This window comes from Enterobacter sp. V87_3, from assembly GCF_029967835.1.
GTDB lineage: Bacteria > Pseudomonadota > Gammaproteobacteria > Enterobacterales > Enterobacteriaceae > Enterobacter > Enterobacter cancerogenus.
Genome location: NZ_JASCAM010000023.1, coordinates 327,003 through 337,516, shown reverse-complemented (window position 1 = coordinate 337,516; position 10,514 = coordinate 327,003). Strand labels below are relative to the sequence as shown.

General features: G+C 50.1%; 9 protein-coding genes. 5 read left to right on the top strand and 4 right to left on the bottom strand.

What is annotated here, in order from left to right; genetic code table 11:
- Nucleotides 1-210: 210 nt before the first annotated feature.
- Nucleotides 211-1,053, bottom strand: a complete 843-nt coding sequence (gene purU / locus QLG21_RS12645) for a formyltetrahydrofolate deformylase (RefSeq protein ID WP_006175852.1) — start codon at nucleotides 1,051-1,053, stop codon at nucleotides 211-213.
- Between the two features lie 47 nt (nucleotides 1,054-1,100).
- On the bottom strand, nucleotides 1,101-1,559 hold the full coding sequence (locus QLG21_RS12640; RefSeq protein ID WP_137848757.1) for a YchJ family protein: 459 nt from the start codon (nucleotides 1,557-1,559) through the stop codon (nucleotides 1,101-1,103).
- 113 nt (nucleotides 1,560-1,672) lie between these two features.
- Between QLG21_RS12640 and rssA the strand changes: the two genes are divergently transcribed.
- From rssA to galU, 3 genes are all read left to right on the top strand, one after another.
- Nucleotides 1,673-2,575, top strand: a complete 903-nt coding sequence (gene rssA / locus QLG21_RS12635; protein ID WP_137848756.1) for a patatin-like phospholipase RssA — start codon at nucleotides 1,673-1,675, stop codon at nucleotides 2,573-2,575.
- Between the two features lie 91 nt (nucleotides 2,576-2,666).
- Nucleotides 2,667-3,680: a two-component system response regulator RssB gene (gene rssB / locus QLG21_RS12630; RefSeq protein ID WP_137848755.1), complete on the top strand. Its 1,014-nt coding sequence runs from the start codon at nucleotides 2,667-2,669 to the stop codon at nucleotides 3,678-3,680.
- A gap of 199 nt (nucleotides 3,681-3,879) precedes the next feature.
- Entirely contained in the window at nucleotides 3,880-4,785 is a 906-nt protein-coding gene (gene galU / locus QLG21_RS12625) for a UTP--glucose-1-phosphate uridylyltransferase GalU (RefSeq protein ID WP_137848754.1), read from the top strand.
- A gap of 207 nt (nucleotides 4,786-4,992) precedes the next feature.
- On the opposite strand, the gene hns is transcribed toward galU, so the two are convergent.
- Nucleotides 4,993-5,406: a histone-like nucleoid-structuring protein H-NS gene (gene hns, locus QLG21_RS12620; protein ID WP_282484538.1), complete on the bottom strand. Its 414-nt coding sequence runs from the start codon at nucleotides 5,404-5,406 to the stop codon at nucleotides 4,993-4,995.
- Nucleotides 5,407-5,955: 549 nt separating this feature from the next.
- Here hns and tdk point away from each other — a divergent pair.
- Nucleotides 5,956-6,570, top strand: coding sequence for a thymidine kinase (gene tdk / locus QLG21_RS12615; RefSeq protein WP_006175839.1), 615 nt, complete (start codon nucleotides 5,956-5,958; stop codon nucleotides 6,568-6,570).
- Nucleotides 6,571-6,641: 71 nt separating this feature from the next.
- Here tdk and adhE read toward each other — a convergent pair whose 3' ends face one another.
- Complete coding sequence (gene adhE, locus QLG21_RS12610) at nucleotides 6,642-9,320, bottom strand: bifunctional acetaldehyde-CoA/alcohol dehydrogenase (RefSeq protein ID WP_137848753.1); 2,679 nt, start codon at nucleotides 9,318-9,320, stop codon at nucleotides 6,642-6,644.
- A gap of 479 nt (nucleotides 9,321-9,799) precedes the next feature.
- On the opposite strand from adhE, the gene QLG21_RS12605 reads away from it, so the two are divergent.
- Complete coding sequence (locus QLG21_RS12605; RefSeq protein ID WP_137848752.1) at nucleotides 9,800-10,447, top strand: YchE family NAAT transporter; 648 nt, start codon at nucleotides 9,800-9,802, stop codon at nucleotides 10,445-10,447.
- Nucleotides 10,448-10,514: the final 67 nt, after the last annotated feature.

Here is a 10,514-nt window from a genome sequence, read left to right as displayed (position 1 = left end):
GTCGATGACGGCAGATTTACAGTCTGCTCCCTTTGGCCGCTCGGGAACCCCACCACGGGGTAATGCTATTACTGGCCTGCTTCCTGTTGGAAGCGGGGCGCATCATATCAAATGAGACGCCCCTGTAAAGCATTCCTTTAGGTAAATGACGCTGTTTGGCTGCTTTTTATCCGTAAAGGTGCAAAGCTAATCAATTCATTTTCCGAAGGATTAAAGAATAATCGTTCTGTTACCGTAGACAAACACGCGCTGCGCCAGCACCTGATACAGCGCACGGCTTAAAACGTTTTTCTCTACGTCGCGTCCGGCACGCATCATATCTTCTGCCGTGTAGGTGTGATCCACATGGATGACGTCCTGCATGATGATTGGGCCTTCATCCAGGTTATCGTTCACATAGTGCGCGGTCGCACCGATGATCTTCACGCCACGTTCATACGCCTGATGATACGGACGTGCGCCGATGAAGGCTGGCAGGAACGAGTGGTGAATATTGATGATCTTGTTCGGGAAGCGCGACACGAAGGATGGTGTCAGTACGCGCATGTATTTAGCCAGCACCACGTAATCCGGGTTATGCGCTTCAATGGCCTGTGCCATCAGATTATCGTGCTCCTCGCGGGTGTGACCTTCATGGCTGACCAGCTCAAACGGAATATCAAAACGCTCAACCAGCGTACGCAGCGTGTCGTGGTTGCCAATGACGGCGGCGATCTCAACGTCCAGTCCGCCATAGTTGGCTTTCATCAGTAAATCGCCCAGGCAGTGGGCCTCTTTAGTGACCAGAATAACGATGCGGCGGCGACCCGCAGGCGTTAACTCACGCACAGAACCGTCGGGCAGGGCGCTATCAAGATCGGCCAGCAGGGTCGTATCGTTGAAAATACCTTCAAGCTCAGTGCGCATAAAGAAGCGGCCCGTACGGTGATCGACGAACTCGTTGTTCTGCACGATATTCAGTTCATGCTTGTAGCAAATGTTGGTAATTCGTGCGATTAGCCCTTTCTGGTCGGGACAAATGGTGCGCAGAACTTTACGTTGGAGTGATTGCATCGCCGGAAATCCTGTTTGTGTATTTGCGAAGTCTCGGTTGTCAGGCGTTACTGCCCGCAACACTTTTTAAATTTTTTACCTGAACCGCAGGGGCAGGGATCGTTACGACCGAATTGAGGGCGTGTTCCGTCAATATAATACCATTGCCCGCTTTCTTTTAAGAACCGGGAAAGCTCGATAATCGCGCCGGGTTTGCCTTGCTCTGTAAAACGCGCCACAAAGCTGACGTAACCTTCGTTATCATCACGGCCTGGTGCGGCGTCATTAACGGTCAGGCCGAGCCACTGAGTGTGAGCAAAGCCCGTTTCTATATCCTGGCGAAATTCAGCTGCATGACAGGACGGATGCCAGGTCCTGATAAGATAGTCTGCGTCTTTGATCACAAAAGCAGTATACCGCGAACGCATTAGGTGTGACGGGTCTGGTGCAACCTGCTCGCCAGAAAGATATCGCTGGCAACATAGGCTATACTCCAGAGCGCTACCGCAGGGGCAGAGTTGAGACACGATTCTCTTCCTGGAAAAAAATTAAGGGCGTAAAACGCTTAGGGTAGCACCATGTTAACTGAGCAGTTGCGTTGACGCTATGTCGGGAATCCAGGGGAAGTAAAACAGGGCTAATGAGAAAGGTAAAAATTGGACTGGCGTTGGGCTCAGGTGCCGCCCGGGGCTGGTCGCATATCGGTGTCATCAATGCGTTAAAAAAGATGGGGATAGACATCGATATTGTTGCAGGATGTTCAATTGGTTCGCTGGTTGGGGCGGCCTGTGCCTGCGATAAGTTGCCGGAGCTGGAAGGGTGGGTTCGTTCCTTCAGCTACTGGGATGTACTGCGCCTGATGGACCTCTCCTGGCAACGAGGCGGATTGCTGCGCGGCGAACGCGTATTTAATCAGTTCCGCCAGATAATGCCACTCAACGACTTTAGCCACTGCAAGATGCCTTTTGGTGCCGTCGCGACGAACCTCAGCACGGGGCGAGAGCTATGGCTGACCGAAGGCGACCTCCACCTCGCCGTGCGCGCCTCGTGCAGTATGCCGGGATTAATGGCACCCGTACCGCATAACGGCTACTGGCTGGTCGATGGCGGCGTGGTGAACCCGGTCCCCATCTCGCTGACCCGTGCAATGGGAGCCGACATTGTGATCGCCGTGGATTTACAACACGACGCCCACCTGATGCAGCACGACCTTATGCCTGTTAATCTTCACAGCGATGATGCGAAAGGTGAGAAGCTCGCCTGGCATGCGCGTTTACGCGGCAAAATAGGGCGTATCGCCGCGCGTCGCTCGGTTGCGGCACCTACTGCCATGGAGATCATGACCACCTCAATACAGGTGCTTGAGAACCGCCTGAAACGCAACCGCATGGCCGGTGATCCACCGGATATTTTGATCCAACCGTATTGCCCACAAATTTCGACCCTCGATTTCCATCGGGCAGACGCCGCTATTGCAGCAGGCTCGTTAGCCGTCGAAAAGAAAATAGATGAACTGTTACCTTTTGTGCGAACAGCACATTGAGAACCTTTTTAAGCACACTTCAGCAAAATCTGACAGGCGATAGTGTCGATACCATGCCACTATTTAGTCATTGTCAGCCAGGGGAGGAACCATGACGCAGCCATTGGCCGGAAAACACATTTTAATCGTTGAAGACGAGCCCGTTTTCCGCTCGCTGCTGGATTCCTGGTTATCTTCACTAGGAGCAGCCACTTCACTCGCTCAAGACGGCGTTGATGCTATTGAGAAAATGGCATCTGCCACACCGGATCTGATGATCTGCGATCTCGAAATGCCCCGAATGAATGGCCTGAAGCTGGTCGAGCATTTGCGCAATGAGGGCAACCAAACCCCCATTCTGGTGATTTCAGCGACCGAAAACATGGCGGATATCGCTAAAGCGCTGCGTCTCGGCGTCCAGGATATCTTGCTGAAACCCGTAAAAGATCTGAACCGGCTGCGTGAAACGGTGCTGGCCTGCCTCTATCCCAATATGTTCAATTCCCGCGTGGAAGAGGAAGAGCGTTTATTCCAGGACTGGGATGCGTTAGTCAGCAACCCGCTTGCCGCGGCAAAATTGCTTCAGGAGCTTCAGCCGCCGGTGCAACAATCCATTTCACATTGTCGCGTCAATTATCGTCAGCTCGTTGCGGCCGATCAGCCGGGTTTAGTGCTGGATATTGCGCCTCTCTCTGATGCCGATCTCGCATTTTATTGTCTGGATGTTACACGCGCAGGGGATAATGGTGTTTTAGCCGCGTTATTACTTCGTGCGCTTTTTAATGGGCTGCTTCAGGAACAGTTATCACATCAGGGGCAACGTTTGCCGGAGTTAGGCAGTTTACTTAAACAAGTGAATCAACTTTTCCGTCAGGCCAATTTACCGGGTCAGTTCCCGCTTTTGGTTGGATATTATCACAGCGGCTTGAACAATCTTATCCTGGTATCCGCAGGGTTAAATGCCACGTTGAATACCGGTGAGCATCATATACAGGTGAGCAACGGTGTCCCGCTGGGCACATTAGGAACAGCTTACCTTAATCAAATTAGCCACCGTTGCTCCTCCTGGCAGTGCCAAATTTGGGGAAGCGGGGGACGGCTGCGTTTAATGTTGTCCACGGAATAAGCAGTTGGATTTTAAACGACACATTGCTTTACCTGTGTTTTGCAGGCGGTGCTACTATCACTGCCAGAATCATACGTATTAATCCTAATTGATCGGCAACGCGCGCTTTTCGGACCCGCCCTTCAGGATGTGGCTGATATACTTAACGCGTTAATTAATGCATAAAAGTTCAAAACTTGAACAGTTCAGGAGAATTTCAATGGCTGCCCTAAATTCGAAAGTGAGAAAGGCCGTTATCCCGGTAGCGGGATTGGGGACCAGGATGTTGCCAGCGACAAAGGCAATCCCTAAAGAGATGCTGCCTTTGGTTGATAAGCCATTAATCCAGTATGTCGTCAATGAATGCATTGCTGCAGGAATTACGGAAATTGTGCTGGTCACGCATTCCTCAAAAAACTCTATCGAAAACCATTTCGATACAAGTTTTGAACTCGAAGCGATGCTGGAAAAACGTGTTAAGCGTCAGCTGCTGGCCGAGGTTCAGTCTATTTGTCCACCGCACGTGACTATTATGCAGGTGCGTCAGGGTCTGGCTAAAGGTCTGGGTCATGCCGTTCTGTGCGCGCATCCTGTTGTGGGGAATGAACCTGTTGCCGTTATCCTGCCTGACGTTATTCTGGATGAATACGAATCCGATCTTTCCCAGGACAACCTGGCTGAGATGATTAAGCGCTTCGACGACACCGGCAGCAGCCAGATTATGGTTGAGCCTGTTGAAGACGTTACCGCCTACGGCGTTGTTGACTGCAAGGGCGTTAACCTTGAGCCGGGCGAAAGCGTGCCTATGGTAGGCGTCGTTGAGAAGCCTAAAGCGGATAGCGCGCCTTCAAACCTCGCTGTCGTAGGCCGTTATGTCCTGAGCGCAGAGATTTGGCCGCTGCTGGCAAAAACGCCTCCAGGTGCGGGGGATGAGATCCAGTTGACTGACGCCATCGACATGCTGATCGAGAAAGAAACGGTTGAAGCCTACCACATGAAAGGCAAGAGCCATGACTGCGGCAATAAGCTCGGTTATATGCAGGCATTTGTCGAATATGGCATTCGTCATAATACGTTGGGTGAAGAATTTAAAGGCTGGCTCAAAGAAAGCATGGGTATTAAGTAATATTCTGAATTTCATGCGAACAAAACCGGTGAGGCAATGCCCACCGGTTTTTTTATACCGCAAAAACAACCCTGCCGGGAAAAGGGTTTGTCAGATAGCTTAAATAAGCTTCTGTCGCGATATGACAGTCTGTAAGGGGATGTTTGTGGGGAATTACAGGCATAAAAAATCCCGCATATAGCGGGATTTTTGAAACAGGGAACAAGATTAATCCTTGATCAGGAAGTCATCCAGTTGTTTACCCTGCTCGTCCATCGCTTTCTTGATTACAGCTGGAGTACGGCCCTGGCCGGTCCAGGTTTTAGATTCGCCGTTTTCATCAATGTAGCTGTATTTAGCAGGACGCGCAGCGCGTTTAGCTTTGGTACCAGTTTTTGTTGCAGCCATGCTGTTCAGCAATTCATTTGGATCGATACCATCAGCAATCAGCATTTCACGGTATTGCTGCAGTTTACGCGTGCGTTCTTCGATTTCAGCAGCAGCTACGCTTTCTTCTTCACGACGTTCGTTAACTACAACTTCTAATTTTTCCAGCATTTCTTCAAGCGTTTCAAGGGTGCATTCTCTTGCCTGCGCACGAAGAGTACGGATGTTGTTCAGAATTTTAAGTGCTTCGCTCATTGTAGTAATCTCAAACTTATAATGGGGGTGGTTTGTTGTCCTAATAATAGAGCGATAAATTGAGTTGTGCAATAGGTGGGAATGTAAGGAATTCAAAAAATACTAAATACTTGCCGCTATTATTAATAGCGCTAACTTAAATTCCACAGCGTATCTGGCTGACGCGTTATCACACCCAGGCGGCAAAAACGGCCCGTTGCGTCTTTTTTTTGTGACATTTCCCTCAGGAATTATAGTTGCGGCGGATAAATATCAGCCTTTTGTATTACTTTGCAATAGAGAGGATAAGGCAAAAATAGTTAATAATTAGTGAATGTTAATGTCCGTTCATTCCAGTATAAAAAGAAGTGTTATGCCTGCTCAGGGGCCTCTCATAATGAGGGGGTTAAACGTGTTTACTCTCTGTTTTAACGTATTATTTTTGCAACGAGACCGTGCCTGGCCTTCCTTCTGGCTCCCGGGTCAGCGAGGTGTATCGCTGATGATAAGGCAAAATATGGTACAATGACTCATCGGGAATATTACACATTGATTAGGGTTTAACGGCCAATGGCACAGCTTTATTTCTACTATTCGGCAATGAATGCAGGGAAATCCACAGCGTTACTGCAGTCCTCTTACAATTATCAGGAACGGGGCATGCGAACCGTTGTTTATACTGCCGAGATCGACGACAGATTTGGTGCCGGTAAGGTCAGCTCGAGAATCGGCCTCTCGTCGCCTGCCAGGCTCTACAACCCCGAGACGGACCTGCTGGAAGATATTCGCTCAGAACACGCTAAAAAGCCCATACACTGCGTGCTGGTGGACGAAAGTCAGTTTCTCACCCGCGAACAGGTTCATGCGTTATCTGAGGTTGTAGACAATCTGGATATCCCGGTCCTTTGCTACGGACTGCGTACTGATTTTCGGGGCGAGCTCTTTGCCGGCAGCCAATATTTACTCGCCTGGTCAGATAAGCTTGTCGAACTGAAAACAATTTGTTTCTGTGGCCGTAAAGCCAGCATGGTGCTTCGTCTCGATCAGTCCGGAAAACCTTTCGCAGACGGCGAACAGGTGGTGATAGGGGGCAATGAGCGCTATGTCTCCGTGTGCCGTAAACATTATAAAGAAGCGCTTGCCCTGGGGTCTCTGGCCGTGCTCCAGGATGAAAACCGCAAATAGCCTTGCTTAGTGTTCAAAACCATCAGACATAAAAAAACCCGCCAATGGCGGGTTTTTTCTTAGGCTGTCAATCAGGCGTGTTTCTTCGCTTTTTTGTCAGCTTTTACCACCGGCGCTGCAACTTGTGCAGTATCAGCTTCACCTTCTTTGTACTCACGTCCGTAGAAGGTATCCAGCAGGATCTGTTTCAGCTCGGCAATCAGTGGGTAGCGTGGGTTAGCACCGGTACACTGGTCATCGAAGGCATCTTCAGACAGCTTATCTACGTGAGCGAGGAAGTCAGCTTCCTGAACGCCTGCTTCGCGGATAGATTTAGGAATACCCAGCTCAGCTTTGATGCTGTCCAGCCATGCCAGCAGTTTCTCAATCTTCGCCGCAGTGCGATCGCCCGGTGCGGACAGACCCAGGTGGTCAGCGATTTCAGCATAACGACGACGCGCTTGCGGACGGTCGTACTGGCTGAAAGCAGTCTGCTTGGTTGGGTTGTCGTTGGCGTTATAGCGGATAACGTTGCTGATCAACAGGGCGTTCGCCAGACCGTGAGGAATGTGGAACTGGGAGCCCAGTTTGTGCGCCATTGAGTGACACACGCCCAGGAAGGCGTTCGCAAACGCGATGCCCGCGATGGTCGCAGCACTGTGTACACGCTCACGCGCTACCGGGTTTTTAGACCCTTCGTTGTAAGATGCTGGCAGGTTTTCTTTAAGCAGCTTCAGCGCCTGCAGAGCCTGACCGTCGGAGAACTCAGATGCCAGTACGGAAACGTAAGCTTCCAGGGCGTGAGTGACCGCATCAAGACCACCGAACGCGCACAGTGACTTCGGCATATCCATGACCAGGTTGGCATCAACGATAGCCATGTCCGGCGTCAGCGCGTAGTCAGCCAGCGGGTATTTCTGACCGGTTGCATCGTCAGTTACAACAGCAAACGGCGTCACTTCTGAACCGGTACCGGAAGTGGTGGTAACCGCGATCATTTTCGCTTTTACGCCCATTTTCGGGAACTTGTAGATACGTTTACGGATGTCCATAAAGCGCAGCGCCAGTTCTTCAAAGTGAGTTTCAGGATGTTCGTACATCACCCACATGATTTTCGCGGCATCCATTGGGGAACCACCGCCCAGTGCGATAATCACATCTGGTTTGAAGGAGTTTGCCAGCTCGGCACCTTTGCGAACCACGCTCAGCGTTGGGTCAGCTTCCACTTCAAAGAAGACTTCAGTTTCTACACCAGACGCTTTCAGAACAGAGGTGATCTGGTCTGCATAGCCGTTGTTGAACAGGAAACGGTCAGTCACGATGAGCGCACGTTTGTGGCCATCAGTAATCACTTCATCCAGCGCGATTGGCAGAGAGCCGCGGCGGAAGTAGATAGATTTCGGAAGTTTATGCCACAACATGTTTTCAGCTCGCTTAGCAACGGTTTTCTTGTTGATCAGGTGTTTTGGACCAACGTTTTCAGAGATGGAGTTACCACCCCAGGAACCACAACCCAGAGTCAGGGAAGGTGCGAGTTTGAAGTTATACAGGTCGCCGATACCACCCTGAGAAGCAGGGGTGTTGATCAGAATACGGGCGGTTTTCATCATCTGACCGAAGTGGGCAACACGTTCTGGCTGGTTATCCTGGTCGGTGTACAGGCAAGAGGTGTGACCGATACCGCCCATCGCGACCAGTTTCTCCGCTTTTTCTACCGCGTCTTCGAAATCTTTCGCGCGGTACATTGCAAGCGTAGGAGACAGTTTTTCGTGTGCAAACGGTTCGCTTTCGTCAACAACTGTGACTTCACCGATCAGGATCTTGGTGCTTGCCGGCACGGTAAAGCCTGCGAGTTCAGCGATTTTGTAAGCTGGCTGACCTACGATAGCGGCGTTCAGCGCGCCATTTTTCAGGATGATGTTCTGAACCGCTTTCAGTTCCTGGCCCTGCAGCATGTAGCCGCCATGGCTGGCGAAACGTTCACGAACGGCATCATATACGGAATCCACCACCACAACAGACTGCTCAGAAGCACAAATAACGCCGTTGTCGAAGGTTTTGGACATCAGTACGGAAGCCACAGCACGTTTGATATCTGCGGTTTCATCGATAACAACAGGGGTGTTGCCTGCGCCAACGCCGATAGCCGGTTTACCGGAGCTGTATGCCGCTTTAACCATGCCAGGACCACCGGTCGCCAGAATCAGGTTAATGTCCGGGTGATGCATCAGCGCGTTGGACAGTTCAACGGAAGGTTGGTCAATCCAGCCAATAAGATCTTTTGGCGCACCCGCAGCGATTGCAGCCTGCAGGACGATGTCAGCTGCTTTGTTGGTGGCATCTTTCGCACGTGGGTGCGGGGAGAAGATGATTGCGTTACGGGTCTTCAGGCTGATAAGGGATTTGAAGATTGCGGTGGACGTTGGGTTGGTGGTTGGAACGATACCGCAAATGATGCCGATAGGTTCTGCGATGGTGATGGTACCGAAGGTGTCGTCTTCAGACAGCACGCCGCAGGTTTTCTCATCTTTATAGGCGTTGTAGATATACTCAGAAGCAAAGTGGTTTTTGATCACTTTATCTTCAACGATACCCATGCCGGATTCGGCAACGGCCATTTTAGCGAGAGGGATTCGAGCATCTGCAGCAGCCAGAGCGGCCGCGCGGAAGATTTTATCAACCTGTTCTTGGGTGAAATTGGCATATTCACGCTGGGCTTTTTTCACGCGCTCGACGAGGGCGTTCAGTTCAGCGATATTGGTAACAGCCATAATGCTCTCCTGATAATGTTTAAACTCTTTTAGTAAACCAGCGCTCGATACGTCACACAGTATAGTCAGAGCCGTACATGCTTGCGTAACACACAATAAAACAAAGGGTTACTGACCGCCTGAACGCACTAATTTACTAAAAGAGCCTTACCTTAGCATCATCCCTTTTTGATAGGTGATATCCCTGGGGGCGTAATCAAGATTACTCACTTCTGAGTACGAAAATCATGATCTGCGTCAATTTTTCCATAAGCTGATACCTTTCAGCAGGGTTATTTTGTAGACATTATTCTACTGTTAAATAATTAAGTAACTATTGAAAGCGAAGCTGTCATAGGTAATACAAATAATTAACATCATGAAATGCTACTATTTTGCCGCAGATTTCTGATGAAGAATGCGTTTAAAAAGCGTATCTTCAGCGCGGTTTTATCAGGATCCTTTTTCAGCCCAGGCCATGCGCATTAGCGGAGCACCTCGTGATTCATACGCTCTTTGATTTCCCTACATATTTTAAGTTTTTTATTGGTTTGTTTGCCCTCGTGAACCCGGTAGGTATCATTCCTGTCTTCATTAGCATGACCAGCTACCAGACGGCGGCCGCCAGAAATAAGACTAACCTTACTGCAAACCTGTCTGTTGCCATTATTTTGCTGACCTCCCTTTATCTGGGTGACGCCATTCTGCAGTTGTTTGGTATCTCGATTGATTCCTTCAGAATTGCAGGCGGGATCCTGGTCGTTACCATCGCCATGTCGATGATCAGCGGTAAGCTCGGTGAAGATAAGCAGAATAAACAGGAGAAATCAGAGACTGCCATTCGCGAAAGCATCGGCGTGGTGCCGCTGGCGCTGCCTTTGATGGCCGGACCGGGTGCAATCAGCTCAACGATCGTATGGGGTACGCGCTACCACAACGTGATGCACCTTATTGGGTTTTCGGTGGCGATAGCCCTGTTTGCGCTTTGCTGCTGGGGCTTATTCCGTATGGCACCGTGGCTGGTTCGTCTGCTTGGCCAGACGGGCATTAACGTCATTACGCGTATTATGGGTCTTTTGCTGATGGCGCTGGGCATTGAGTTTATCGTCACTGGCATTAAAAGCATTTTCCCCGGATTGTTGCATTAACAGTTTCATATGAAAGAACGGTGCCAGTGGCGCCGTTTTTTTTACGTCATTATCAGTAAAAAATATT

Excerpts from the sequence above, each read along its gene's own strand:
- purU (WP_006175852.1), bottom strand. The coding sequence starts at position 1,053 with ATGCAATCACTCCAACGTAAAGTTCTGCGCACCATTTGTCCCGACCAG.
- rssA (WP_137848756.1), top strand. The coding sequence starts at position 1,673 with ATGAGAAAGGTAAAAATTGGACTGGCGTTGGGCTCAGGTGCCGCCCGG.
- rssB (WP_137848755.1), top strand. The coding sequence starts at position 2,667 with ATGACGCAGCCATTGGCCGGAAAACACATTTTAATCGTTGAAGACGAG.
- galU (WP_137848754.1), top strand. The coding sequence starts at position 3,880 with ATGGCTGCCCTAAATTCGAAAGTGAGAAAGGCCGTTATCCCGGTAGCG.
- hns (WP_282484538.1), bottom strand. The coding sequence starts at position 5,406 with ATGAGCGAAGCACTTAAAATTCTGAACAACATCCGTACTCTTCGTGCG.
- tdk (WP_006175839.1), top strand. The coding sequence starts at position 5,956 with ATGGCACAGCTTTATTTCTACTATTCGGCAATGAATGCAGGGAAATCC.
- adhE (WP_137848753.1), bottom strand. The coding sequence starts at position 9,320 with ATGGCTGTTACCAATATCGCTGAACTGAACGCCCTCGTCGAGCGCGTG.